This is a genomic window from Stappia taiwanensis (genome assembly GCF_014635285.1).
GTDB lineage: Bacteria > Pseudomonadota > Alphaproteobacteria > Rhizobiales > Stappiaceae > Stappia > Stappia taiwanensis.
The window spans coordinates 173,979-199,532 of sequence record NZ_BMCR01000003.1 but is presented as its reverse complement, the minus strand read 5'-3'; the positions used below and the strand labels follow the sequence as shown (position 1 = coordinate 199,532).

The 25,554-nt window shown below is 66.3% G+C and carries 18 protein-coding genes and 1 pseudogene; 8 read left to right on the top strand and 11 right to left on the bottom strand.

All coding sequences use genetic code 11. The features are described 5' to 3' along the window. Positions 1-98: 98 nt before the first annotated feature. Positions 99-1,814 (top strand): methyl-accepting chemotaxis protein, encoded by a 1,716-nt coding sequence (locus tag IEV83_RS08280; RefSeq protein WP_181760999.1) that lies wholly within the window; start codon positions 99-101, stop codon positions 1,812-1,814. Positions 1,815-2,009: 195 nt separating this feature from the next. After that, the gene (locus IEV83_RS08275; protein WP_181761000.1) at positions 2,010-4,445 is read left to right on the top strand and encodes a methyl-accepting chemotaxis protein; all 2,436 of its coding nucleotides are present in this window, start codon (positions 2,010-2,012) and stop codon (positions 4,443-4,445) included. Between the two features lie 96 nt (positions 4,446-4,541). On the opposite strand, the gene IEV83_RS08270 is transcribed toward IEV83_RS08275, so the two are convergent. From IEV83_RS08270 to IEV83_RS08250, 5 genes are all read right to left on the bottom strand, one after another. Next, a complete protein-coding gene (locus IEV83_RS08270) occupies positions 4,542-5,687 on the bottom strand; it encodes a serine hydrolase domain-containing protein (RefSeq protein ID WP_181761001.1) in 1,146 nt (381 codons plus the stop codon). A 133-nt stretch (positions 5,688-5,820) separates the two neighbouring features. Beyond that, positions 5,821-6,621 carry an FAD binding domain-containing protein gene (locus tag IEV83_RS08265; RefSeq protein ID WP_181761002.1) on the bottom strand — a complete coding sequence of 267 codons (801 nt, stop codon included), beginning with the start codon at positions 6,619-6,621 and terminating at the stop codon, positions 5,821-5,823. A gap of 148 nt (positions 6,622-6,769) precedes the next feature. Next, complete coding sequence (locus IEV83_RS08260; protein ID WP_181761003.1) at positions 6,770-9,139, bottom strand: xanthine dehydrogenase family protein molybdopterin-binding subunit; 2,370 nt, start codon at positions 9,137-9,139, stop codon at positions 6,770-6,772. A 181-nt stretch (positions 9,140-9,320) separates the two neighbouring features. Then, positions 9,321-9,809, bottom strand: a complete 489-nt coding sequence (locus IEV83_RS08255; RefSeq protein WP_181761004.1) for a (2Fe-2S)-binding protein — start codon at positions 9,807-9,809, stop codon at positions 9,321-9,323. A gap of 108 nt (positions 9,810-9,917) precedes the next feature. Then, positions 9,918-10,628 (bottom strand): SRPBCC family protein, encoded by a 711-nt coding sequence (locus IEV83_RS08250; RefSeq protein ID WP_181761005.1) that lies wholly within the window; start codon positions 10,626-10,628, stop codon positions 9,918-9,920. 331 nt (positions 10,629-10,959) lie between these two features. Here IEV83_RS08250 and IEV83_RS08245 point away from each other — a divergent pair, with 331 nt between their 5' ends. Genes IEV83_RS08245 through IEV83_RS08235 form a run of 3 tightly spaced genes read left to right on the top strand, consistent with a single transcriptional unit; the run spans position 10,960 to position 13,621 of the window. Then, complete coding sequence (locus tag IEV83_RS08245; RefSeq protein ID WP_371873422.1) at positions 10,960-11,898, top strand: class I SAM-dependent methyltransferase; 939 nt, start codon at positions 10,960-10,962, stop codon at positions 11,896-11,898. Beyond that, the gene (locus IEV83_RS08240; protein ID WP_181761006.1) at positions 11,895-12,734 is read left to right on the top strand and encodes a TrmH family RNA methyltransferase; all 840 of its coding nucleotides are present in this window, start codon (positions 11,895-11,897) and stop codon (positions 12,732-12,734) included. The genes IEV83_RS08245 and IEV83_RS08240 overlap by 4 nt, the downstream gene beginning before the upstream one ends. Before the next feature lie 20 nt (positions 12,735-12,754). Further along, positions 12,755-13,621, top strand: a complete 867-nt coding sequence (locus IEV83_RS08235) for an SDR family oxidoreductase (protein ID WP_181761007.1) — start codon at positions 12,755-12,757, stop codon at positions 13,619-13,621. A 7-nt stretch (positions 13,622-13,628) separates the two neighbouring features. On the opposite strand, the gene glpK is transcribed toward IEV83_RS08235, so the two are convergent. Next, a complete protein-coding gene (gene glpK / locus IEV83_RS08230; RefSeq protein ID WP_181761008.1) occupies positions 13,629-15,134 on the bottom strand; it encodes a glycerol kinase GlpK in 1,506 nt (501 codons plus the stop codon). 152 nt (positions 15,135-15,286) lie between these two features. Here glpK and IEV83_RS08225 point away from each other — a divergent pair. Continuing rightward, positions 15,287-16,360 (top strand): annotated as a pseudogene (locus tag IEV83_RS08225) (MFS transporter); the annotation flags it as partial. Between the two features lie 319 nt (positions 16,361-16,679). Here the strand turns inward: IEV83_RS08225 and IEV83_RS08220 are convergent. Beyond that, positions 16,680-16,880: a cold shock domain-containing protein gene (locus tag IEV83_RS08220; RefSeq protein ID WP_181761010.1), complete on the bottom strand. Its 201-nt coding sequence runs from the start codon at positions 16,878-16,880 to the stop codon at positions 16,680-16,682. A gap of 424 nt (positions 16,881-17,304) precedes the next feature. Here IEV83_RS08220 and IEV83_RS08215 point away from each other — a divergent pair, with 424 nt between their 5' ends. Next, the gene (locus IEV83_RS08215; RefSeq protein WP_181761011.1) at positions 17,305-18,909 is read left to right on the top strand and encodes a B12-binding domain-containing radical SAM protein; all 1,605 of its coding nucleotides are present in this window, start codon (positions 17,305-17,307) and stop codon (positions 18,907-18,909) included. Positions 18,910-18,933: 24 nt separating this feature from the next. On the opposite strand, the gene lepA is transcribed toward IEV83_RS08215, so the two are convergent. The 4 genes from lepA to IEV83_RS08195 all read right to left on the bottom strand — a co-directional run bounded on the left by lepA (position 18,934) and on the right by IEV83_RS08195 (position 24,094). Then, positions 18,934-20,739, bottom strand: coding sequence for a translation elongation factor 4 (gene lepA, locus IEV83_RS08210; protein WP_181761012.1), 1,806 nt, complete (start codon positions 20,737-20,739; stop codon positions 18,934-18,936). Positions 20,740-20,825: 86 nt separating this feature from the next. Further along, positions 20,826-21,815, bottom strand: coding sequence for a penicillin-insensitive murein endopeptidase (gene mepA, locus IEV83_RS08205; RefSeq protein WP_244628134.1), 990 nt, complete (start codon positions 21,813-21,815; stop codon positions 20,826-20,828). Positions 21,816-22,117: 302 nt separating this feature from the next. Beyond that, positions 22,118-23,182 (bottom strand): patatin-like phospholipase family protein, encoded by a 1,065-nt coding sequence (locus IEV83_RS08200; RefSeq protein WP_181761014.1) that lies wholly within the window; start codon positions 23,180-23,182, stop codon positions 22,118-22,120. Positions 23,183-23,287: 105 nt separating this feature from the next. Next, positions 23,288-24,094, bottom strand: coding sequence for an alpha/beta hydrolase (locus IEV83_RS08195; RefSeq protein WP_181761015.1), 807 nt, complete (start codon positions 24,092-24,094; stop codon positions 23,288-23,290). 124 nt (positions 24,095-24,218) lie between these two features. On the opposite strand from IEV83_RS08195, the gene IEV83_RS08190 reads away from it, so the two are divergent. Further along, complete coding sequence (locus IEV83_RS08190) at positions 24,219-25,409, top strand: glycosyltransferase family 4 protein (RefSeq protein ID WP_209003049.1); 1,191 nt, start codon at positions 24,219-24,221, stop codon at positions 25,407-25,409. Positions 25,410-25,554 lie beyond the last annotated feature (145 nt).

The following is a 25,554-nucleotide window of genomic DNA, read 5'->3' as shown; positions in this document are numbered from 1 at the left end:
GCAACGATAACCGGGAGTTTACAAATACCCCAAATACTCCTTCCGCAACGGCGCCCAGGAGGATGGCGCCACGATTACCCAGGAGGGGTTTTGGGCCTATGCGTATTCTTTCACGTTTCAATCTTGTTTCAATTGTCTCCGCCACCACCGCCTTGATGATCGCCCTTTCGCTCGCCGCCGTCGGCGTGGTGATCTTCATCGTCCTGTCCGGGCAGATCCAGACCGATGCGGTCACCCGGCAGGATACCAGCCTGAGGATCGCCGCCAGCATCGTCGCCCGCGACATGCCGGGAACCTCGGTGAGCTGGGGCGAGGACGGAAATGTCGCGCGCATCGTCATGGACACCTTGCCCGACACGGTCGAAGATCATGCGATGATCGATGAAATCGGCCGGATGACCGGGGAGACCGTCACCGTTTTCAAGTGGGACCCGGACACGCGCGATTTCTGGCGCAAGACCACCAACATCGTCAAACCCGATGGCAGCCGCGCGGTGGGAACCCGGCTTGGCCAAAACGGCGCCGTCTACCCGGTGCTGACCGATGGCAAGACCTTTCGCGGCGAAGCGGTGATCCTTGGCACGCCCTATTATACGATCTACCAGCCGATCTTCTCGCCCTCCGGCGAGGTCAGTGGCATTCTCTACGCCGGCGTGCGCAAGTCGGTGATCACCGCTCTTCTTGGCTCCGTCACTCAGAACCTGCTTCTCGCCTTCGTGCCGATCCTCGTCATCGCAACGGCGGTCATGGGCGTGCTGGCCCGCCGGCTGCTGCGGCCGATCCCGCAGATCGCGGCGACCGCCCACCGGATCGCCGAGGATGATCTTGACGTGAACGTGCCCTACGCCGACCGCCGCGATGAAATCGGCCAGTTGGCCGACGCTGTGGAGATCCTCAAGCAGCGTGCGCTGGAGCGGCGCAACCTTGCCGCCAACCGGGACGAGGCCGATGCACATCAGCTGGCCCGCCAGGCGGAAATCGACCGGTTGATCGCCGCCTTCCGCGCCCGCGTTGCCGAGGTCAACCAGATGAGCGCGGCCACCGCCGAAAGCCTGGCCCAGGCCTCCAGCGAGTTGACCGATCTTGCCCGCGACAGCTCGGACAAGGCGCGGGAGACCTATGGCGCCAGCGAAAACACGTCGGGCCAGGTGGAAACCGTCGCCAGCGCGGCGGAGGAGCTGTCCAGCTCGATCGCCGAAATCGCCCGGCAGGTGACACAGACCACCGAGGTGGTCGGCAAAGCCACAAAGGACACCCATGCAACCAACGAGAAGGTCGCCGGGCTGTCCGATGCGGCCAACAAGATCGGCGAGGTGATCAGCCTGATTCAGGCGATTGCCGAACAGACCAACCTCCTGGCGTTGAACGCCACCATTGAGGCGGCGCGGGCCGGCGAGGCCGGGCGGGGCTTTGCCGTCGTCGCCGCGGAAGTCAAGGAACTGGCCAACCAGACCTCCAAGGCGACGGAAGAGATCGGCGCGCAGATCTCGGCGATCCAGGGCGCCACCAACGAGGCGGTCTCGGCCATTGGCGGCATCGCCAGGATCATCGAGGAGGTCAATGGCTACACCGCCTCGATTTCCTGCGCAGTGGAACAGCAGGGCGGAGCCACCGGCGAGATTTCCCGCAATGTGCTGCAGGCTGCCGAGGGCACCAGCCTGGTCATGCGCAACATGACCAACCTCGCCGACACGGTCGGCCAGACCAACACGGCGGCGGGCTCGGTGCTGTCCGCCTCCACCGCCATGTCGGAGCAGTCCGATGCCCTTCGCCAGGAAATCGACCGTTTTCTGGAGCAGGTCGCCGCAGCCTAGGATCCAGACTCACAAACAGGCAAGGGGAACGGGCAGACGGCTCGTTCCCTTTCTCCTCGTCAAACAAGCGGCGGACAGGGGCGAGGCCGGTCAATACCACCAATAATTGTCAATTCTGACGATGCCCGCAGCTTTACCCAAACTTCACACACCGTCTCCTAGTCTCCGACCACGGATTGCTTTCAGGAGGGACGTATGTCGCGTTTGCTTGGGGTTGTGGGGAATTTGGGCTTCGCCGCCAAAATCGGCGGCGGCTTTGCAATTGTCCTTTTATTGACCGCCGTCGTCGGCGGCGTCGGCATCGTTGCCATTGGCGGATTGACCGACCAGATGAAGACTTCGGAGATCGCCTCCAGGGTGATGGTCAAGCTTCAGGATGTCTCCGCCAGCCGCGAGGCGTTCCTGACCTCGCGCGATGAGACCCGTCTGGAACAGACCAACGGGCTGATTGGCGAGTTGGACACCGAGTTGAAGAACCTGCGCGCCTCGGTGGCCGATGACGCCGGCTCGCTGAAGCAGGTCGATGAGGCGATCGCCTCGATCGTCCGGCTGCAGGAGACCGTGACCGGCGTTGGCGCGGAGATCGCCACGCAGACCGTGCTTCTTGGCAATCTGCAGGAAGCGAGCGTCAAGCTCGATTCCCTTGCCACCACGATCAACAACGAGATGCAGGACGAAGGCCGCGCCGCCAAGCAGGCGAGCATGAACGCCTCCGCGGTGCAGCGCAAGGCCGACCAGATCGGCCGAATCGTCTCCTCCCTGCAGGAGGAAGCGCTGAGGACCCAGTACCTGTTCCTGCACTCCACCACCTCCACGGCTCCCGAGGCCCTGCAGGAGGCGATCAAGGAAGCGGCGGACCTTGCCGACAATGCGCGGGTGCTGACCCATACCAGCCTGGAGGGCATCGACAAGGCGCTGATCACCGAGCTTGCGGCCAAGGCCGCCAATCTGGAAGAGAATCTGGACAAGCTGGTCAATTCGGCGGATTTCGCGGTCATCTACCAGGTGCGCCAGACCGTGCGCACGACGATTTCGGAAATCACCGAACTGGCCGACAAGGTGCGCACGTCCGCCTATACCGCCATCGACGCGGTTCAGGCCGAGGTGCGCAACAGCGCCATGGCTCAGATCAAGGTCGATCTGGTCAGCAAGAACAGCGCCGACCTGGCCCGCCAGGCACTGACGGTCAAGGCCTCGACCCTGCAACTCCTGTCCTCGCTGGGCGAAGCCTCCGAAGCGCAGGTGCGCGCCGAACTTGCGCAAGTGCGGGCCATCACCGAGAACCTCACCACCCTGGCAGGCGGCTTCCCCGCCGTTGCCATCCTGGTGAAGGACATCCAGACCCAGATCAGTGCCTATGACACCGCCTTCGGCGAAATGCTGACCAGTGTCGCCGCCCTGGAGCGCATGACCGCCGAACTCGGCACCCTGGCCGTGACCACGCGCGGGCAGATCGCCGATGTGGTTGGCCAACAGGCGAGCCAGGCCGCCAGGGCCGGAACCACCATGTTGTGGACCATCGCCACCACCTTGCTGATTGCCACCGCCTTCGGCGCTCTGGTGGCCGTCGTCCTGTCGCTCGCCATCACCCGGCCGACCCGTCGCCTGACCGCCGTGATGGGGCGTCTGGCGGAAGGCGACACGGATGTGACCATCCCCGACGCCGAACGGGGCGACGAAATCGGCGCCATGAGCCGCACGGTCGAGGTGTTCCGCGACAATGCGCTGGAGCGGGCACGGATGCGCGCCGCGCAGGAAGAGGAGCAGGCGGCCAACAGCGCGCGTCAGGCGCGCGTCGACGGGCTGATCGCCGAGTTCCGCACCCAGGTGCAGGAGCTTCTCACCTCGGTCGGCGACACCGCCGGCGGCATGGAGGCCACGGCGCAGGATCTGACGCGGATCGCCAGCGAAAGCTCGATGCGGGCGGAGGAAACCACCCGCAACAGCACCTCCGCGACCCAGAACGTGGAAAGCGTGGCCACGGCAGCGGAAGAACTGGCTGCCTCCATCGCCGAGATTTCCCGGCAGGTCGGCCAGACCACCCAAGTGGTAGAAAAGGCCACGCAAGGCACCCGCTCCACCAACGAAACGGTGGCAGGGCTTGCCCAGGCGGCCAACAAGATCGGCGAGGTGGTGACCCTGATCCAGGCGATTGCCGAGCAGACCAACCTGCTGGCGCTGAACGCCACCATCGAGGCGGCACGGGCCGGCGAGGCCGGACGCGGCTTTGCCGTGGTCGCCGCGGAGGTGAAGGAGCTGGCAACCCAGACCTCCAAGGCCACCGAAGAGATCGGCACGCAGATCGCCACCATCCAGGGCTCGACCCGGGAGGCGGTCGAGGCCATCGGCGCCATCACCGCCACCATGCAGGAGGTCGACAGCTACACCTCAGCCATCGCCGCAGCGGTGGAGCAGCAGGGCGCGGCGACCAACGAAATCTCGCGCAACGTCCAGAACGCCGCCGAGGGCACCACTTCGGTCAGCGCCAATGTCGGCGAATTGTCGAACGCGGTGGCGGAGACCAACGCTTCGGCGGACATGGTGCTCGCCGCATCGGGCGATGTCGGCGACAAGACCCGGGAGCTGCGCCAGCGCATCGACGGGTTCCTGACCAGCGTGGCGGCGGCCTGACCGCCAGCGCCGTCACCGCTCCCACCAGACAAAAACGGCCCGGGCCATCCCCGGGCCGTTTGCATTTCGATCGGCGCCGCGGTGCGGCGTAACCCTTTACCGAGCGTAGAGTGCCCGTTCATAGGCCTCGTAGACTTGCGTGAAACGCGGCTCCACGAAGGGCAGCGACTGGGTCATGATCACCGCCGCCATATCCTTGGCCGGATCGAACCAGTAATGCGAATTCAGGACGCCGGCCCAAGTCTGCGTCCCGGCCGAGCGCATGCCCGGCACATCCTCCTCCACCCGCAGGAAGCCGAAGCTGTGGGTCTTGCGCACCTCCGGGAAGGGATTGCAATCGGCGCTGACCATCGGCATCACCGTCACCATCGGCGTGAACTGCAAACCGCCCATGTGATCGGCCAGCATCCAGTCGACGCTGTCCTCACGCAAAAGGCGCTGTCCATCGAGGCTGCCCCGGCCCAGGAACAGCCGCAGGAAGCGCAGGTAATCCGGCGCGGTGGAATAGAGCGCATGGCCCATGCCATAGACTTCCGGGTGCGGGGGCGGCACCAGGTTCGCCGGCGTGAAGCCACCCTCCCCGTTCCGGGCGGAGACGGCGGACAGCCGCGCCAGCCGCCCCTCATCCAGTTCAAACACCGTGTCGTTCATCCCCAGCGGCTCGAAGATCTCCTGCCGGCAGAAATCGTCGATCCGCCGCCCGTCGACCGCCTCGACCGCCATGCCGAGCCAGTCGATGCCGATGCCATAGTCCCAGCCGGTCCCCGGATCGCGCACCATCGGGTAGTTCAGCGCCGCTTTCGTGCCGGCCAGCGCGGTCGGATGGCCGGTGGCCTTCATGTAGCGCCGCACGTCGTCGCTCCAGAACTCATAGGGTAGCCCGGCGGTGTGGGTGGCCAGATGGCGGATGGTCGCCCGGGTGCGCGGCGGCCGCATCACCGGCTCGTCCCCTTCGAATCGGTCGATCACCTGCAGACGTCCGAACGCGGGCAGGATCTCCTCCACCGGGGTCTCGGCATCGAGCTTGCCCCGCTCGATCAGCAGCATCGCCGCCAGCGAGCCGATCGCCTTGGTCATGGAGAAAATACGAAACACCGTATCCTCGCCCGCCGCGCGGCCCGGCGCCGCCTCGCCGAAGCTGCCCGAATAGGTGGTGCCGGCGGCGTCGCCCGCCATCGCCACGACAAAAGGAACGTCCTGCCGCTCCACCGCGGCGGCGAGAACCTCATCCACTGACCGCATATCGCTCACTTCCCTTTCGAAATGCCCTGATGGTTCCACCTCCAGCGCGCGCACGTGCGCCGGCACGCGCCGCCCTTTTGGGGGGCGACGCGCCTTCTCGGTCTGATTGTCCGGAAAATCGGTGCCGGTCGTGTCAGCCGCAGGCGGCGACCGCGCGCTTGGCCATCACCGTGACCAGATGGGCGCGATACTCGGCCGAGCCGTGAATGTCGGACAGCATCTCGTCGGCGTCGACGCTGATGCCATCGAGCGCTGCGGCGGAAAAATTGCCGGCCAGCGCCTGTTCCATACCCTCATGCCGGAACACCCCGTCCTGACCGGCGCCGGTCACCGCCACCCGCACGCCCCCATCGGCGCGCTTTGCGACGAAGACGCCGGCCATGGCATAGCGCGAGGCCGGATTGGGGTATTTGGCGTAGGCAGAGGCCGTTGCCGCCGGGAACTCCACCGCCGTGATGATCTCGCCATCGTCAAGGGCGGTCTCGAACATGCCGGCAAAGAACTCTTCGGCCGGAAGCTGGCGCGTGTTGGTGTGGACCACCGCCCCGAGCGCCAGCACGGCGCTGGGATAGTCCGCCGCCGGATCGTTGTTGGCCAGCGAGCCGCCGATGGTGCCGCGATGGCGCACATGCGGATCGCCGATATGACCGGCCAGCGACGCCAGCCCCGGCAGCAGGCGCTTGACGATCTCCGAGCTGGCGACCTCCGCATGGGTGGTGGCCGCGCCGATGCGCACGCCGCCCCCGGTCTCGGCAATGCCCTTGAGATCGGCGATGTGGGTCAGGTCGATCACGTCGGACGGAGCGGCGAGCCGCTGTTTCATGGTCGGCAGCAGGGTCTGGCCGCCGGCCAGAAGCTTGCCGTCCTCGGCGCCGGCCAGCCGGGTCGCCGCATCGGCGACGCTTTCCGCGCGGTGATAGGTCGTTTCATACATGGGTCTCTCCTCGCCCGAACCTTGCCCGGATGCTCACCCGGGAACCCTCTTTCGTCCTGCCGCGCGGGGATCCACGCGCGGCGCCCTGTCGATGGATGCACCGGAGGGGACCGGCGGCGTTTCCCGCCTGCCCCATCCGGTACGCGATCTACTCGGCGGCCTCCGCCGTGCGCCCCTGACGGATCGCCTGCCAGACGGCCGCCGGGGTTGCCGGCATCACCAGATCATTGCTGCCGATGGCATCGGTGATGGCGTTGATGACCGCCGGCGGCGAGCCGATGGCCCCGGCCTCGCCGCAGCCCTTCATGCCGAGCGGGTTGCCCGGGCAGGCGGTCATGGTCGTCATTAAGCGGTAGGACGGCACATCGTCAGCGCGCGGCATGCAGTAGTCCATGTAGGAACCGCTCAGGAGCTGGCCGTCCTCGTCATAGGCGGCGTTCTCCAGCAGCGCCTGGCCAATGCCTTGCGTCAGCCCGCCATGCACCTGCCCCTCGACGATCATCGGATTGATGATGGTGCCGAAATCATCGGCGGCGACGAAATCGACGATCTCGGTCTTGCCCGTGTCCGGATCGACTTCCACCTCGCAGATGTAGGTGCCCGCCGGGAAGGTGAAGTTGGTGGGATCGTAGAACGCCCCTTCCTTCAGGCCCGGCTCCATGCCTTCGGGCATGTTGTGGGCAGTGTAGGCGGCGAGCGCCACCTGGAAGAACGGCAGTTCCTTGTCCGTGCCGGCGACCTTGAAGGTGCCGCCTTCCAGGGTGATGTCACCCTCGGCAGCCTCCATCAGGTGGGCGGCGAGCTTTTTGGCCTTGGCCTCCACCTTGTCGAGCGCCTTGACGATCGCCGACATGCCGACCGCGCCGGAGCGCGAGCCATAGGTGCCCATGCCGAACTGCACCTTGTCGGTGTCGCCATGGACGATCGACACGGTGTCGAGGCCAACCCCGAAGCGATCGGAAACGAGCTGGGCGAAGGTGGTCTCATGACCCTGGCCATGGCTGTGCGAGCCGGTCAGAACCTCGATGGTGCCCACCGGATTGACCCGCACCTCCGCCGATTCCCACAGGCCGACGCCAGCACCGAGCGAGCCCACCGCCTGGGACGGGGCGATGCCGCAGGCCTCGATGTAGCAGGAGAAGCCGATGCCGCGCAGTTTGCCGCGGCTTGCCGCCTCCGCCTTGCGCGCGGCAAAGCCGGCATAGTCGATTGCCTTGAGCGCCGCATCGAGCGAGGCGTCGTAGTCGCCGGCGTCGTAGCACATGATCACCGGTGTCTGATGCGGGAAGGAGCGGACGAAGTTCTTGCGGCGGAACTCGGCCGGATCCATGCCGACCTCGCGCGCCGCCGTCTCCATCACCCGTTCGACAAGATAGGTGGCCTCCGGCCGGCCCGCGCCGCGATAGGCATCGACCGGCGTGGTGTTGGTGTAGACCGCCTTGACGTTGGCGTGGATCGCCGGGATGGCATATTGGCCCGACAGCAACGTCGCGTAGAGATAGGTCGGCACCGAGGAGGAGAACAGCGACATGTAGGCGCCGAGATTGGCCACCGTCTTCACCCGGAACCCGGTGATCCGGTTGTCCGCGTCCAGCGCCAGCTCCGCCTCCGAATGGTGGTCGCGGCCATGGGCGTCGGTCAGAAACGCCTCGGTGCGGTCCGCCGCCCACTTGACCGGCAGGCCAGTCCTCTTCGAGGCCCAGAGACAGACCATCTCTTCGGGATAGATGAAGATCTTCGAGCCGAAGCCGCCGCCCACATCCGGGGCGATCACCCGCAGCTTGTGTTCGGGAGCGATGTTGTAAAAGGCCGACAACACCAGCCGCGCCACATGCGGGTTCTGCGAGGTTGTCCAGAGCGTGTAGTGCTCCTCCGCCTCGTCATAGGAGGCAAGCGCGGCGCGCGGCTCCATCGCATTGGGCACCAGCCGGTTGTTGCGGATCTCCATGCGCGTCACATGGGCAGCCGAGGCGAAAGCGGCATCCGTCGTCGCCTGATCGCCGATCTCCCAATCGTAGATCAGGTTGCCTTCCGCTTCCGGATGAAGCTGCGGCGCGCCCGGCTTCAGCGCATCGAGTGCGTCGACCACCGCGTCGAGCGGCTCATACTCCACCACCACCGCATCGGCGGCATCGCGCGCCCGCGCCGGGGTGTCGGCAACGACCACCGCCACCGCCTGGCCCACATGGCGCACCGTGTCGCCTTCCAGCGCCCGCCAGGCGCCCATCTTCATCGGCGAGCCGTCCTTGGAATGGATCATCCAGCCGCAGATCAGGTTGCCGACGCCATCGGCAACCAGTTCCTCGCTGGTCAGCACCGCCTCCACGCCCGGCATCGCCCGCGCCGCCGAGGCGTCGAGCGAGGTCACTTTCGCATGGGCGTGCGGCGAGCGCACGAAGGCCGCATGGGCCATGCCCGGAACGGTCATGTCGTCGGTGTAGCGTCCCTTGCCGGTCACAAACCGCTTGTCCTCGCGCCGCGTTACCCGCGCGCCGATACCCTCAGCAGAAGATGTCATCCTGGTTCCTCCCTCACCCGCCTTCGAACGGGCGTCACTGTCGTCCTTGCCAATCCTTTCCGGGTCAGGCCTTCCCTAGTCAGGTCTTCCCGGGTCAGGCCGCATCGTGCCGGGTCCTCGCGCCCCCCTCCCAAGGGTATCCGCGTCTCTCCCGACCGCGCGGCCCTTCAGCCGCCGCGCCTTACTCCGCGGCGGTCCGCACCCCCGCCATTTCGGCGCTGGCCGCGGCAATGGCCTTGACGATGTTGTGATACCCGGTGCAGCGACAGATGTTGCCTTCCAGTTCGGCGCGGATCGTCGCCTCGTCCAGCGGCCCGCCAAGCCGGTTGATCATGTCGACCGCCGCCATGATCATGCCCGGCGTGCAAAAGCCGCATTGCAGCCCGTGATGCTCACGGAACGCCGCCTGCACCGGATGCAGCTCACCGCCGGAGGCAAGCCCCTCGATGGTGGTCACCTCCGAGCCGGCGGCCTGGGCGGCCAGCATGGTGCAGGACTTCACCGCCTTGCCGTCCACATGCACGACGCAGGCACCGCATTGCGAGGTGTCGCAGCCCACATGAGTGCCCGTCAGCCCGGCGCCCTCACGCAGGAACTGGACCAGCAAGGTGCGGTCCTCCACCGTCTTCGACACCGTCTTCCCGTTTACCGTCATGGTCACGTCGGCCATGCTCTTCCTCCCTGCTCAATCGTTCTTGCGGGACCCGCCCCGATGGCCGGCTCCCGCTGGTTCCACGATCCTTTTCAACTGCGCTTCCGGTTCAACCGTCCTTCCGGCCTATCCCATCAAGGCCAACACGACGATGACACCCGCCAGCGCGATCAGCCCCCAGACCATCGGCCCGCCCAGCACCCCGCGTCCGGCCGCAGCCTCCACTTCGACCTCGACGTCATGCACCGCCTTTTCGATACGCGTCTCGACGGCCTCCGCCGCCTCCGCCACCGCTTCGGGCGCATGATCAAGGGCGATGGTCTTGGCCTCCTCGATCACACCCGCATCCGGACCATCGCCGGCCATCGCCGCAGCGGACGGAGCCGCCGCCTCGCCGCCGTCCTCGACGATCCCCTTGAAGGTGCCGAAGAAGTCATCGGCCATCTTGCGCGCCGTGGAGGCGATCAGCCGGCTGCCGAGCTGCGCCAGCTTGCCGCCGACCTGGGCCTTGACGTCATAGCTCAGCACCGTTTCGCCGCCGTCTTCGGCCAGGCGCACATCCGCGCCGCCCTTGGCGAAACCGGCGACACCGCCCTTGCCCTCGCCAACGATCCGGTAGCTTTCCGGCGGATTCAGGTCCTCCAGCGTGACGGCGCCCTTGAAGGTCGCCTTCACCGGTCCGACCTTCGCCACCACCGTGGCACTCATCTCCGTGTCGGAATGCTTTTCAAGTTCCTTGCAGCCGGGAATGCACTGGCGCAGCACATCCGCGTCATTCAACGCCGCCCAGACGGCCTCGCGCCCCGCGGCAATCCGGTACTCGCCAGATAGATCCATATCCTGTCCTCCATCGCCGACACGCGTCCCTGGCGCCGGTCCGCCGCATGCTCCGGTTCCGCAAGGTCAGCGCACACCGCCCGGGTGCGCCCGCAGTCGGCCGCTGTTTCATCGAAGTCAGCTTGTACAACCAGCCGCGACCTTGCAAGTGCTTGAATTCAAGAAAAAAGTGACAGCAACGCGTTGTGCACCGCAACAGAAGCGCAATCGCGCCCGCGCCGGTGCGCCCGGACAGTTTCCGCAGGCGCATTGACCCGGGCGGCGAAGCGTCTTAAGGCGATCCGGACCGAGCCCTTTTCCTCATGTCCGCAGCCAGTGGAGGCGCTTTCCCGTGTCCGACCCCTTGTCCAGTGCCGTTCCGGCCGCTCCCGGCAAACCGCCGCGCTCCGTCTGGCCGGTGATGCTGGAGACCCGTGGCTGGGATGACTATGCCCTGCTCGACATGGGCGAGGGGCGCAAGCTGGAGCGCTACGGCCCGGTGACCGTCGACCGGCCGGAGCCGCAGGCCATGGGGCCGCGCCGGCTGCCGCCCCGCGCCTGGGACGCGGCGGATGCCATCTTCACCGGCACCGACGAGGATGACGGGCCCGGCCGCTGGCGCGTCAACCGCGACCTGCCGGAAACCTGGGAGATGGCCTATGATGGGGTGCGCTATCTCGGCCGCTTCATGTCCTTCCGCCATGTTGGCGTCTTTCCCGAGCAGGCAGCCCACTGGCAATGGATGGCCGATCAGGTGCGCCGCGCCAACCGGCCGCTGAAGGTCCTCAACCTGTTCGGCTACACCGGGCTTGCCTCCCTGCTGCCGGCGGCGGCGGGCGCGAAGGTCACCCATGTGGACGCCTCGAAGAAGGCGATCGGCTGGGCGCGGGAGAATCAGGCGCTGTCCGGCATGGAGGATCTGCCGATCCGCTGGATCTGCGACGACGCGCTGAAATTCGTCACCCGCGAGGTCAAGCGCGGCAACACCTATGACGGCATCGTCCTCGACCCGCCGAAATACGGACGCGGCCCCAAGGGCGAGATCTGGGACCTTTATGAAAGCCTGCCGGAGATGCTCACCCTTTTGGAGCGCATTCTGGCGCCAGACGCGCGCTTCCTGGTGCTGACCGCCTATGCGATCCGCTCCTCCTTCCTGTCTCTGCACGAGGTGATGGCCGACACGCTGAAGACCCGGGGCGGCCTTCTGGAATCTGGAGAGCTGGTGCTCAGGGCCGAAGCCGGCGACCGGGCGCTGTCCACCTCGCTGTTCTCGCGCTGGAGCGGAGCATGAGCGCCGGCGGCACGGGACGGCCCGGCGCGGTCAAGAAGATCACCTCCTTCTCCAATCCGCTGATCAAGGACATCAAGGCGCTGGTCGGCCAGCGCAAGCACCGGCAGCGGACCGGTCGCTTCGTCGCGGAAGGGCTGAAGCTGGCGACAGACGCACTCGCCGCCGGCTGGACCATCGACATGCTGGTTCTGGGGCCGGAGGCGCTGGAAAGCGACGCGGCGCGCGAGACCGCCGCCCGGGCGCGGGCACGCGGGGCCACCATCCTGGAGGTCTCCACCGCCGTTCTGGCCGCCGTCACCCGCCGCGACAATCCGCAGATGGTGGTCGGTGTCTACGAACAGAAGTTCCTCGCCCCCGAGGCGGTGGCACAGGATCCACAAGGGGTCTGGGTCGCCCTTGACCACGTGCGCGATCCGGGCAATCTCGGCACCATCCTGCGCACCGCCGATGCGGTCGGCGCCCGGGGGCTCCTGCTCATCGGCGAGACCACCGATCCCTTCGCCGTGGAAGCGGTGCGGGCGACCATGGGCTCCATCTTCCACGTGCCCATGACGCGGATGAGCCGCGAGGCGTTTCGCGCGTTGGTGAAAAAATGGCCGGGAACGGTGGTCGGCACCCATCTCAAGGGCTCGACCGACTACCGCACCATCCCCTACGCGCGGCCGACCCTCCTTTTGATGGGCAACGAGCAGGCCGGCCTGCCGGACGAAATGGCCGAGACCTGCACCCATCTGGCGCGCATTCCCCAGGTGGGCCAGGCCGACAGCCTCAACCTTGCGGTCGCCACCGCCGTGATGCTTTACGAGATCCGCCGCGACGACTTGTCGCTGACCTGACCCAACCGCAAAGGTCCGCCATGCGCCTGTTCATCTTCGGTTACGGCTATTCCGCCTCAGCCTTCGTCGAGCGGGTCCGCGGCCGCTGTTCGTGGATCGGCGCCACCACGCGCTCTTCCGACAAGGCGGCGACGATGACGGCGGCGGGCGTCGCGCCGTTCCTATTCGACGGCACGGCACGCGACGCGGCAACCGCCGAAGCGCTGCGGCAGGCCAGTCACGTGCTCATCTCCATCGGCCCGGATGCGAACGGCGACCCGGTGCTGCGGCACTACCGGGACGATCTTAGCGCAGCCCGGCCGCAGTGGACCGGTTACCTGTCCACCGTCGGGGTCTACGGCAATCACGATGGCGCCTGGGTCGATGAGGAGACGCCCTGCCGGCCAGTGTCCCGGCGGTCGGTGCAGCGGCTGGCGGCGGAAGACGCATGGCTCGACTGGGCCAAGGCCACCGGCCTTCCGGTTGAGATCTTTCGTCTGGCCGGCATCTACGGCCCCGGGCGCAATGCCTTCGTCAACTTCGACAAGGGCACGGCCCGGCGGCTGGTCAAGCCGGGGCAGGTATTCAACCGCATTCACGTCGCGGATATCGCCGGCGCGCTGGAGGCGGCCATCGACACCCCTTCGGCAACGCGGATCTACAACGTCACCGACGACGAGCCGGCCCCGCCGCAGGATGTGGTCGCCTATGCGGCCCAGCTTCTGGGCCGCACCCCGCCGCCGGAACAGGATTTCGAAACCGCCGAACTGACGCCGATGGCCCGTTCGTTCTATGGGGAGAACAAGCGGGTTTCCAACGCCCGGCTGAAGCGGGAGCTGGGCTACGCCTTCCGCTTTCCAAACTACCGACAGGCTCTCGAAGCGCTTTACCGGGACGGCTGGCGCTAGAGAAGACTCAGGCGCCGCTGCCGGTGGAGCGGGTGCGGGCGACCGCGTCCTGCCAGCCGGCATACAGCCTGTCGCGTTCCTCCGCCGACATTTGCGGCTCGAACCGCCGCTCAAGCCGCCAGCGCTCGGCAAAGGCGTCCTGATCCGGCCAGACACTTGCCTTCCAGCCGGCAAGCCAGGCCGCACCCAGCGCCGTGGTCTCCAGCACCTCTGGCCGGTCGACCGGCGCGCCGAGACTGTCGGCGAGGAACTGCATGGTCCAGTCGGACACGGTCATGCCGCCATCGACCCGCAACACCATGTCCGCCTGACCGAGGCCCGACGCGTCGGCGCGCATCGCCTCGATCAGATCCCGGGTCTGATAGCCGACGCTTTCCAGCGCCGCACGGCAGAAATCCGCCGGCCCGCTCGCCCGGGTGAGACCGAAGATCGCGCCGCGCGCATCCGGATCCCAATAGGGCGCACCGAGCCCGACGAAGGCCGGCACCATGTAAAGCCGCGCCTCGGGGTCGGAGGCTTCTGCAAGCCGCTGGCTTTCGCCCGCCTGTGAAATGATCTTCAGGCCGTCGCGCAGCCACTGCACCGCGCTGCCGGCGACGAAGATCGAGCCTTCCAGCGCATAGGTGGTCTTGCCGCCCAGCCGGTAGGCGATGGTCGACAACAGCCGGTTCTGAGACACCACCCGGCTTTCGCCGGTGTTGATCAGCGCGAAACAGCCGGTGCCATAGGTCGATTTCACCATTCCCGGCGCGAAGCAGGCCTGGCCGACGGTCGCCGCCTGCTGATCGCCGGCAACCCCGAGGATCGGCAGTTCAGCCCCGAAATGCTCCGCATCGAGCGTGCCGAATAGATCGGCGCTGTCCTTCACCTCAGGCAGCATCGACATGGGAATGTCGAGCAGCCCGCAAAGCTCCGCGTCCCAGCAATTGTCGTTGATGTTGTAGAGCAGGGTGCGCGAGGCGTTGGTGGCATCGGTCACATGGGAGCGGCCGCCGGTCAGCCGCCAGATCAGCCAGCTGTCGACCGTGCCGAACAAGAGATCACCGGCCTTGGCCGCCGCGCGCGCGCCCTCGACATGGCCGAGGATCCAGGCAAGCTTGGTGCCGGAGAAATAGGGATCGAGCAGCAGACCGGTCTTTTCTATCACCGCCGCTTCGTGCCCCTCGCGCTGCAGCCGGGCACAGGTTCCGGCCGTGCGCCTGTCTTGCCAGACGATGGCATTGGCCACCGGCCGGCCGGTCTTGCGGTTCCACACCACCGTGGTTTCGCGCTGGTTGGTGATGCCGATGGCGGCGATCGCCGAAGCACCGCCGGGCGTAGCGGCCAGCGCTTCGCGGCACACCGCCAGCGTGCTGGTCCAGATATCCTCCGGGTCATGCTCGACCCAGCCGGAATGCGGAAAATGCTGGGCAAACTCCTGCTGTCCGCTCGCCACGGCATGCAAGGCGTCGTCAAAGACAATCGCCCGGCTGGATGTGGTGCCCTGGTCAATGGCGAGGATAAATCCGCTCATCCGGCAACGCCTCCCGAAGTTTCGTTTTCTTTCAATGTCAGCTGGCCGGACAATCAAACGAAACAAAAATCCGGTCAATCGAAAATACCACCCGTCTCGTCGGCCATCACCTGGCTTGACCAGCCGCTTGACCGGCCTGTGAAAAACACAGGATGCTTGCTCGTCCGGCCATCCGCCACCGACCGACAGGAGCCACGGCCATCAAGACCACCGCCCTCACCTTGCTGGCCATTGCCGTGGTGGCCGCACTTTCCCTGTGGTTCGTCTCGGCGGCGATCCTGCCGGAAATGCTGCGCGAGGCGCCGGTGTCCAGCCCGCGCCAGGCGCTGCTGTCGAGCGGCGTGCAGATCGGCTTCGTCATCGGCGCGCTGACCTCGGCGGTGCTCGGTCTGGCCGACCGGATCCATCCCAGCCGGCTGTTCGCCGCCTGTGCCGCGCTGGCCGCACTGGTCAACGCCAGCCTTCTGGTGCTGCCCATCGGCGGCATCGCGGCGATTGCCGCACGCATGGCCACCGGCGCGCTGCTCGCCGGGGTCTATCCGGTGGGCATGAAGATCGCGGTTGGCTGGGGGGTACGCGACCGGGGGTTTCTCGTCGGCCTTCTGGTCGGCGCCGTGACACTCGGCTCTGCCGCGCCGTATCTGATCTCCTTTGCTGGCGGCGCCAACTGGCGGGCGACGGTCGTCACCGCCTCGCTGGCAGCGCTTGCCGCCGCCGGACTGGCGCTGCTGGTCCGGCTCGGGCCGCACCATGCCAATGCCACCCGGTTCGACCCCAGCGTCGTTGCATCCGCCTGGACCAATCGGGGCATCCGCCTCGCCTATGCGGGCTATCTCGGCCATATGTGGGAGCTCTATGCGATGTGGACCTGGGCGGTCACCGCCATGGCCGCCTCCTTCGCTCTCACCCTCGACGGCGGCGATGCGCTGGCGTGGGCGCGTATCGTTACCTTCGCCGCCATCGCCGCAGGGGGCTGCGCCTGTATCGGCGCGGGCTGGATCGCCGACCGGATCGGAAAGGAAAACGTTGCCATTGCCGCACTTGCGACCAGCGGCAGCTGCGCCATCGCCGCGGCGCTCAGCTTCGGCGGCGCGCCGCTGCTGGTCGGTGCGATCTTTCTGCTCTGGGGGTTTTCGATCATTCCGGACTCCGCGCAGTTTTCCGCGCTGGTGGCCGATCATGCCCCGCCGGAGCAAGCCGGCAGCCTGATGACCCTACAAACCGCGCTCGGCTTTACCTTGAGCTTTCTCACCGTACAGGCAACGCCAATGCTGGCCGAAGCGCTCGGCTGGCCGGTCATGCTGGCCCTTCTGGCGCTCGGCCCGGCGTTTGGCCTCGTGGCGATGCTACGGTTACGGAAGATGTCGGCCCAAACCCGGTCCACGCCGGCGGGCGGAGGAAACTGAAGGCGACGCGCTTCACACGCACGGCGCCCCGTTTCCGGCATCTGGCGCTCTCACGGAGCTGCCCTCGATGCATCAGTACAAGAGGTCAATCCATCCGCCCCGGAGACCTTGTCTGGTCCGGGACAGCTCGTTTCACGTTCTACAGAACTCGCAGGTTGTCGGCGACCGAACGGCCCTTGGCATATTCCAGGTCATAGACAACCAACTGGCCTTCGCGCAGCGTTGCCTCGCCGGCACGGCGAACCACATCGATGCCCACATGAACGAAGTCGCCTTCGTCCGCTTCAATCTGTCCGATACCGGTGCCGATATCGAACCACTTTACATTTCCAAGCTGCATTTCAAGTCTCTTTCATTTTGCTTTTTTGGCAATTGCCCATTCTTCCCGACGCCGCCTGTCATCAGGCACACCGCCCAAGAAGCCGAACGGACGTCCGGCCCTGGCGGACACTGAGAACGCGAATTTTCGGAAGCAGCCGTGCCCGGGTAGAAATTCGGGTCGCCCGGCCGCAGAAACCTTATCGGTTCCGAATGCGCCGAATACTTATGAACAATCACTGTTAAGAAATGGTGACTGTTCTGCAAATTGCAATAGCTCCCATCAGACCGATACGTGAAAAGATCTGGCAGGCACGCTTCCTGCGCGGTGCGCCGCCGTTTTCGGTCTGTATTTTCACGTGTTTTTTGTTAACGTCTCTCAACGAGAGCGCGCCGACGGAGACGGGTACAGGTCAAACCTGCAAAGCCCGGACATGAGGGATCCGATGCCGACCGACATCCAAGTTCTGATGGTCTACCCCCGCTTTCAGGCCGGGTCCTTCTGGAACTACCGGAGCACCTGCGAACTGGTTGGCGCGAAATACCCCGCCCCGCCGCTCGGCCTGATCACCGTCGCGGCGATGCTGCCGGACACCTGGAACGTGCGGCTGATCGACCGCAACACCGAAACGCTGGCGGACAGCGACATCCGGTCAGCGGATATCGTCTTCACCGGCGGCATGCTGCCGCAACAGTCAGATGTGCAGACGATCATCGCAGAATGCCGAAGCGCAGGGGTGCCGGTGGTGGTCGGCGGCCCCGACGTGACTTCAAGCCCGGAGCAGTACGGCGACGCCGACTTCCGGGTTCTCGGCGAGGCGGAAGAGGTCTTGCCGCGCTTCATCGCCGCCTTCGAGCGGGGCGAGCGCGCGGGCACCTTCGAAGCGGAGAAATTCAAGACCGACGTCACCCAGACACCGGTGCCGCGCTTCGACCTTTTGAATTTCGACAATTACGTTCAGGTCAATGTGCAGTACTCGCGCGGCTGTCCGTTCACCTGCGAGTTCTGCGACATCATCGAGCTTTACGGGCGCAAGCCGCGCACCAAGACCAATGCGCAAATCCTGCGCGAGCTGCAGGCGCTCTACGATCTCGGCTATCGCGGCCACGTGGATTTCGTCGATGACAACCTGATCGGCAACAAGAAGGCGGTGAAGGCGTTCCTGCCGGAGCTGATCGCCTGGCAGAAGGCCCATAGGCGCCCGTTCGAACTGTCGACCGAAGCCTCACTCAACCTGGCCGACGACCCGGCCCTTCTGACCATGATGCAGCAGGCCGGTTTCTTCGCCGTGTTCATCGGCATCGAAAGCCCCGATCCGGACGTGCTCACCGCCACGCGCAAGAAGCAGAACACCCGCCGCGACATCGCCGCCAGCGTCCGCAAGGTCTATGAGGCGGGCATCTTCGTGGTCGGCGGCTTCATCGTCGGCTTCGATGAGGAAAGCGACCAGGTGGCCGATGAGATTGCCGGGCTGATCGAGGAGGCGGCCGTGCCGGTTGCCATGGCCGGGCTGCTCTATGCCCTGCCCACCACCCAGCTCACCCGGAGGCTGGCGGCGCAGGGGCGGCTTCACGCCGAATTCGACGTGGCCGATCCGGAGCATCAGGTCGGCGACCAATGCACCGCCGGGCTCAACTTCGAAACCCTGCGCCCGCGCGCGGAAATCCTTGCCGACTATCGCAAGGTGATCGAACGGGTCTATGCGCCGGAGGCCTATTTCTCCCGACTGCGCAAGCTGGTGTCGCTGCTGGACATGAGCGGACCCAATGGCGACATGCTCAACGCCCGTCTCGGCTCGGATATCAGGAAGCTGGGCCGGCTGATCTGGTCGATCACGCGCAAGCACCCCGCCCATCGCGGTGCTCTGTGGCGGATGATCGGCCACACCTTGCTGCGCAATCCGCGCGCGCTCAATCCGATGCTGCAGATGGTGGCGCTCTATGTCCACCTCGGCCCGTTTGCCCGCTTCGTGCTGGAACAGATCGACCGGCAGATCGCGGAAATCGAAAGCGGCGCGTGGCAGCCGCCAGCGCTGGTCGCCGCCGAATAGGCCGCGACAGCGCCACGCCGATACTCAGGAATCCATCTTCAGGGCCTTGATGAAGGCTTCCTGCGGGATCTCCACCTTGCCGAACTGGCGCATCTTCTTCTTGCCTTCCTTCTGCTTCTCCAGAAGCTTGCGCTTTCGGGTGGCATCGCCGCCGTAGCACTTGGCGGTGACGTCCTTGCGCAGGGCGGCAATGGTTTCGCGGGCGATGACCCGGGCGCCGATGGCGGCCTGGATCGGGATCTTGAACATGTGCCGGGGGATCAGGTCCTTGAGCTTCTCGCACATGGCCCGGCCGCGCCGGTCCGCCTGCGACCGGTGCACCAGCACCGAAAGCGCATCGACCGGCTCGGCATTGACCAGGATCGACATCTTCACCAGATCGCCCTCGCGGTACTCGGTGATCTGATAGTCGAACGAGGCATAGCCCTTGGAGATCGACTTCAGCCGATCATAGAAATCGAACACCACCTCGTTCAGCGGCAGGTCGTAGGTGACCATCGCCCGGCTGCCGACGTAGTTCAGATCGACCTGCACGCCGCGCCGCTCCTGGCAGAGCGTCAGGATCGCCCCGAGATACTCGTCGGGGGTCATGATGGTGGCGCGGATCCACGGCTCCTCGATGCTGGCGATCTTCACCGGATCGGGCATGTCGGCCGGGTTGTGCAGCTCCTGCAAGGTATCGTCGGTGAGATGCATCCGGTAGACCACCGAGGGCGCGGTGGCGATCAGGTCCAGATCGAACTCGCGCTCCAGCCGCTCCTGAATGATCTCCAGGTGCAACAGGCCGAGGAAGCCGCAACGGAAGCCGAAGCCCAGCGCCGCCGAGGTCTCCATCTCGAAGGAGAAGGAGGCATCGTTCAGCCGCAGCTTGCCCATGGCCGCGCGCAGATCCTCAAAGTCGTTGGCATCGACCGGAAACAGGCCGCAGAACACCACCGGCTGCGCCGGCTTGAACCCGGACAGCGCCTCGGCACAGGGCTTGCGGTCATCGGTGATGGTGTCGCCGACACGGGTATCGGCCACTTCCTTGATCGAGGCGGTGAGAACGCCGATTTCGCCGGGGCCGAGGTCGTCGATGGTCAGGAACTTCGGCGTCATGACGCCGACCCGGTCCACCTCATAGGAGGCCCCGGTGCCCATCATCTTGATCTTCTGGCCCTTCTTCAGCCGGCCATCGATGATGCGCACCAGTACCATCACGCCGAGATAGGCGTCGTACCAGCTGTCGACCAGCAGCGCCTTGAGCGGCGCATCCGGGTCGCCCTGGGGCGCCGGCAGGCGGGTGACGATGGCTTCCAGCACCTCGTCGACGCCCAGACCGGTCTTGGCCGAGATCATCACCGCATCGGAGGCATCGAGGCCGATCACATCCTCGATCTGCTCCTTGATGCGGTCCGGTTCGGCCGCCGGCAGATCGACCTTGTTGAGCACCGGGACGATCTCGTGATCGTTGTCGATCGCCTGATAGACATTGGCCAGCGTCTGCGCCTCGACACCCTGGCTGGCATCGACCACCAGCAGCGAGCCCTCGCAGGCGGCCAGCGAGCGCGACACCTCATAGGCGAAGTCCACGTGGCCCGGGGTGTCGATCAGGTTCAGCTTGTATTGCTGCCCGTCTTTGGCGGTGTAGATCAGGCGCACGGTCTGCGCCTTGATGGTGATGCCGCGTTCGCGCTCGATGTCCATCGAATCGAGCACCTGCTCCTTCATCTCACGGGTGGTCAGCGTCCCGGTCATCTGGATCAGGCGGTCGGCCAATGTCGACTTGCCATGGTCGATATGGGCGACGATGGAAAAGTTGCGGATATCGGAGATGGTCTTGGTGCTCATGCGCGCCCGTTTACCATCACCGCAGGCAGGCGCAAAGGGGATTCACGCAAGCCCAAAGGGGATTAATGCCCTCTGAGGTTCGCACCCTACCTTGCCATCAGCACATCCATGCAGGCATTGGGCAGGGCGGCGAGGCTCAGGCCGCGTTTTTTCTTCGCCGGTTTCGATGGTTTCTTCGACTTTTTCGGCACCCAGGGCTCGTCGGACAGCCACCAGGCCAGCTCCTTGCCGCAGCCATCGCCGGGCGGTGGCGGGTTCTGGTCCTTGCAGCCGGCACTGCCTGCGGGACACGCCATGCGCACGTGGAAATGATAGTGGTGCCCCCACCACGGCCGGACCTTGCGCAGCCAGCCGCGATTGCCGGTCTCAAAGCGGCACAGCGCCTGCTTGATGCCCGGATGAACGAAGATGCGGGCAACGCGCGGATCGCTCGCGGCGCGGCGGATCAGCCGGGCGCGGGAGGCGGTCCATTTCGCCGGGTCAACGCCCCGGTCAGCGTTCTTCAGGTTCGACGGCCCCTTGAGCATGGAGACGGCGGAAATCTCCTCGCGCTCCTGTCGAGTCAGCACCCGGTCCGGCATCGGCGTCAGCCAGATATCCGCATCCAGGCCGATCTGATGGCTGGCGTGACCGGAGAGCATCGGCCCGCCGCGCGGCTGCGCCAGATCGCCAACGAGAAGCCCGTTCCAGCCGAGCCTGGGCGCATCGGCGGCAAGGCTCTCCAGAAAATCGATCAGCTCAGGATGGCCCCAGTTGCGGTTGCGTGACAGGCGCATCACCTGCCAGCTCGGCCCGTTGATCGCCAGGGCGCGCCCGCCGGCCAGACAGCCCTTGGCATAGGAGCCGATGGAGCGGGCGGCGAGCGGCGCCGGCGTGGTCCGGGCGCCGAAATAGGTCTTGGCAACCGCCTTGCGGGAGGGGCGCTTGAATGCTGCCTCACGGGCCACCGGCGGTGCAAGGGAGCCGGCGGGCGGGCGGTTTTGCGGTGCCGGGACCGGCAGCGGAACCACCAACAGCTGCGCCTTGTCCCCGCCCTGCGACGGTGCGACCGGAGCAGGCGCCGTGATTGCCGGCATCAGCGCTGCCGGCGTGATGGTGGAGGTGGCAACCAATCGGGCGATATCGGCTGAGGGCTTGGCGCGCGGCAGCGGCGTCTCCGCCAGTGCCGAAGATGCCACCGGCACGCTGCCGGCGAGCGCCAGACAGAATGCGGCAGCGCGGCTTGTCACACCGGCTCTCCGGCGGATCTCCTGTGCGTGATGGACCCGGGACATCCGCATTTCTCCCTCACTCCACCTGCCTGCGGCTGCTTCTTGCCCTGATGAACGGGGCCTGAAGAGCGCTCACGCAAGTGTCACACCGAGGCGTTTACACTCGGTTAACCATGCTGCGACAGCCCTCCGGCGGTCCAGTCGCTCCGCTCGGAGATTTCCCCGGCAAGCCGGTCGAGCAATTCGGTGTTGTCGCGAATGATCCGGTCGGCGACCCCGTTCAGCTCGATGATGTTGCCCGGCCGGGTGTTGTCGATTGCCTCGGCCGCACGCGGCAACTCGCCATCAAGGCGAATCACCTCACCAACGCCCGCCTCCGGCAGCAGCCAGTCGGCCTGATAGGCGGCGGTGGTGGCCTGCCCGTGAGACAGCACCGACAAGAGCGGCGTGTCATTTGCCGGCGACAACCAGCCAAGCGCGCCCCAGCCGGCAGCCTCCTCGTAACTGTAGCCCCGGTGACGGCGCGCGCCAGTGCCCAACGACAGGATCACCATATCCTCGGGCCGCCAGCCGAGCTTGCGTCCTTCCACATAGGCGGCGAGCACCGGGTTGTTGAGGAAGACGCCGCCATCGACCAGCACCTGATCGGTGCCCCGGGTCAGGTTCTCCACCTTGGCCGGCTCGAAATAGACCGGCGCGGCGGTGGTCGCGCGCACCGCCTGCCAGAAATAGAAATCATCCGGGCGGCTGCCGTCGCTCTGGCGGCCATTGGTCATGAACACCGCCTCGCGCGCTTCCATGTCATAGGCGGTCAGCACCACATGGGTCAGCGCCGAGGCGATCGAGGTCCAGCCGAACCGCGCCTTGAGAAGCCCCTCCAGCGGACGTTCGTCATACCGCTGATCGAACAGCGTCAGCGGATTGGTGACGAGCCGCTCCAGCAGCCGCCGACGGTGGAACACCTCGCGGGCCTCCACCTCGAAGAAGCCGCGCAACTCCTCGACGGTCGCCGCCGGGGCTCCGCTCATGTCGTCGGGCTTCGGCGCGCTGAGGCCGGCGACGATCAGGCCGCCGGTGGAGGTGCCGGCCATCAGGTCGAAATAGCGGTGCAGCGGCCCGGACTTGCCACGGGCGCGCATCCGCGTTTCGAGGCTTTCCAGAACCCGCAAGGGGACCAGCCCGCGCACACCGCCGCCGTCGATTGCGAGAATGAAATGCTTGCGACCTGTCATGGAATCCTCACCGCTTGGGAACCGATGGAAAGATGATGCCAAGACAAGCCTTTTCGCGAAATACGACAAAGCGATGACCTGAGGTGGAAAATTCCGCCCGCGCCGTCAGATATCGGCCTCCGCGCCCTCGGCAAGGTTTGCCGCCGCCGCCATCAGCCGAACCATGTCCTCTGGCCGCGACAGGCGGTGATCGCCATCCTTGACGAGGGTCAGGGTCACATCGTCGCGCGCCAGGCACTCCACGAGCCGCAAGGCGTGTTGCCACGGCACGGCATCGTCGCGCTGGCCCTGCAGGATGGTCACCGGACAGCCGGTTTCCACCGCCCCGCCCAACAGCAGGTTGCTGCGGCCATCCTCGATCAGCTCGCGGGTGATCACATAGGGGCTGTCGTCATACTCGGACGGGCGTTCGAATCGGCCGTCACGCAGGATCATCTCGCGGATCTCGTCGGTAAACTCCTGCTTCCACATCAGTTCCTCGGTAAAATCGGGTGCCGGAGCGATCAGCACCATGCCGGCAAGCGGGGCGACGGCCTGCCCGCGCGCGCGCAACGCCCGCGCCAGAAGCAGCGCAATCCAGCCGCCCATGGAGGAACCGACCACGACCGTCGGCTCGGCGCAGCAGCGGTCGAACACCGCCAGCGCTTCCTCCGCCCAGCGGGAAATCGTGCCCGCCTCGAAGTCGCCTTCCGACACGCCATGACCGGAATAATCGAAGCGGGTCATCGCCCGGCCGGTCCGCGCGGCAAAACCGGCGAGCTCTTCCGCCTTGGTTCCGGCCATGTCCGACTTGAAGCCGGACAGCCAGAAAAAGCCGCAACGGCCAGGTGTCCCCTCGGCCCGGTCGATGGCGATGCGGCGGGCGTCCGCGCCCTCGCCAACCGTGATGAATTGCAGTTCCGGTGCTGACATACTATGCCTCCATGCCTCGCCTGTTGCCGGGTTTGGCACAGGCGCGCGCCGATGAGAAGGGCCGCCCTTTCCATCGCGCCGTTTGCGACAGATCGCCGCCACAGGCCCCGCCAAGGACCCCGCCGTGCCCCCCTATTGCGTTCTTCAGATCATCCCGGAGCTGGAAACCGGCGGCGCGGAAAGGACCACCGTCGACATTGCCGCCGCGCTGGTCGCCGCCGGCCACCGGGCGCTGGTCGCCTCCGCCGGCGGGCGGCTGGTGACGGAGCTTGAAGCACTGGGGGCCAAGCACATCACCCTGCCGCTGGCGACGAAATCCCCCTGGCGGATCTGGCGCAACGCCGGTACGCTGGCGCGAATCGTCGAACGGGAACGGGTCGACCTCCTGCACGCGCGCTCCCGCGCCCCGGCTTGGTCGACGCTGATCGCCGCACGGCGTACGGCGCGGCCATTCGTCACCACCTATCATGGCATCTACAAGCAGACCAACGCACTGAAGGGGCTGTACAATTCCGTCATGGTGCGAGGCGACGTGGTGATCGCCAACTCCCGCTACACCGCCGATCTGATCGCCGAACGTCATCCGTTCGCCGCGGACCGGCTGACGGTGATCCACCGCGGCTCGGATCTGGGCGGCCTGGCGCCGCATGCGGTGTCCGACGCGCGCCGCAACGCCCTGCGGCAGGCCTGGGGGATCGCACCCGAGACGCCGGTGATCCTCAATCTGGCGCGGCTGACCGGCTGGAAGGGCCAGACGGTGCTGATCGACGCATTGGCGCGGCTGGCGAGCACAAATCCGGACGCGGCGTGGACCGCGATTCTTGCCGGCGACGACCAGGGCCGGCGGGACTATTCGCAGATGCTACGGGCGCGGATCGCGGCGGCGGGGCTCGCCGACCGGATACGACTGCCCGGCCATTGCGCCGATGTGGCGGCGGCGCTGGCGCTGGCCGATGTCTCGGTGGTCGCCTCGACGGAGCCCGAAGCCTTCGGCCGGGCGGCGGTGGAAGCCCAGGCGGCTTCGGTGCCGATCATCGCCACCGACCTTGGCGGCGCGCGCGAAACCGTGCTCGCCCCGCCCGAGGTGACGGAGGAGGCGCGCACCGGCTGGCGGGTTCCGGCCGGCGATGCGTCCGCCCTTGCCGATGCCCTCGACGAGGTGCTGGCGCTTGACGCCGGGACCCGCACTGACGTGACCGCACGGGCGCTCAGGCATGTCAGCGCGCGCTTCTCGCGCGAGGCCATGTGCGGGGCAACCCTTGCGATCTATGACAGGCTCATCGACAATTGCCGCGCCGGCAGCAAACACGGTTGACTTTGCCGCGGTTTCACTGGATTTTCATGTCTCCGGATTGCTTGCCTTCCTGACCTCGGCGTTCAACGTGCGGGGCCTTTGGCGTAAGCCTTCGAAGGCTTTTGCGATTCGGGCCCATCGTTTGTTTGGACAACAGAGGAGATCG

Excerpts from the sequence above, each read along its gene's own strand:
- IEV83_RS08280 (WP_181760999.1), top strand. The coding sequence starts at position 99 with ATGCGTATTCTTTCACGTTTCAATCTTGTTTCAATTGTCTCCGCCACC.
- IEV83_RS08220 (WP_181761010.1), bottom strand. The coding sequence starts at position 16,880 with ATGCAGCTTGGAAATGTAAAGTGGTTCGATATCGGCACCGGTATCGGA.
- IEV83_RS08240 (WP_181761006.1), top strand. The coding sequence starts at position 11,895 with ATGAGCGCCGGCGGCACGGGACGGCCCGGCGCGGTCAAGAAGATCACC.
- IEV83_RS08260 (WP_181761003.1), bottom strand. The coding sequence starts at position 9,139 with ATGACATCTTCTGCTGAGGGTATCGGCGCGCGGGTAACGCGGCGCGAG.
- mepA (WP_244628134.1), bottom strand. The coding sequence starts at position 21,815 with ATGCCGGCAATCACGGCGCCTGCTCCGGTCGCACCGTCGCAGGGCGGG.
- IEV83_RS08200 (WP_181761014.1), bottom strand. The coding sequence starts at position 23,182 with ATGACAGGTCGCAAGCATTTCATTCTCGCAATCGACGGCGGCGGTGTG.
- IEV83_RS08270 (WP_181761001.1), bottom strand. The coding sequence starts at position 5,687 with ATGCGGTCAGTGGATGAGGTTCTCGCCGCCGCGGTGGAGCGGCAGGAC.
- IEV83_RS08235 (WP_181761007.1), top strand. The coding sequence starts at position 12,755 with ATGCGCCTGTTCATCTTCGGTTACGGCTATTCCGCCTCAGCCTTCGTC.
- IEV83_RS08275 (WP_181761000.1), top strand. The coding sequence starts at position 2,010 with ATGTCGCGTTTGCTTGGGGTTGTGGGGAATTTGGGCTTCGCCGCCAAA.
- lepA (WP_181761012.1), bottom strand. The coding sequence starts at position 20,739 with ATGAGCACCAAGACCATCTCCGATATCCGCAACTTTTCCATCGTCGCC.
- glpK (WP_181761008.1), bottom strand. The coding sequence starts at position 15,134 with ATGAGCGGATTTATCCTCGCCATTGACCAGGGCACCACATCCAGCCGG.
- IEV83_RS08255 (WP_181761004.1), bottom strand. The coding sequence starts at position 9,809 with ATGGCCGACGTGACCATGACGGTAAACGGGAAGACGGTGTCGAAGACG.
- IEV83_RS08250 (WP_181761005.1), bottom strand. The coding sequence starts at position 10,628 with ATGGATCTATCTGGCGAGTACCGGATTGCCGCGGGGCGCGAGGCCGTC.
- IEV83_RS08265 (WP_181761002.1), bottom strand. The coding sequence starts at position 6,621 with ATGTATGAAACGACCTATCACCGCGCGGAAAGCGTCGCCGATGCGGCG.
- IEV83_RS08195 (WP_181761015.1), bottom strand. The coding sequence starts at position 24,094 with ATGTCAGCACCGGAACTGCAATTCATCACGGTTGGCGAGGGCGCGGAC.
- IEV83_RS08215 (WP_181761011.1), top strand. The coding sequence starts at position 17,305 with ATGCCGACCGACATCCAAGTTCTGATGGTCTACCCCCGCTTTCAGGCC.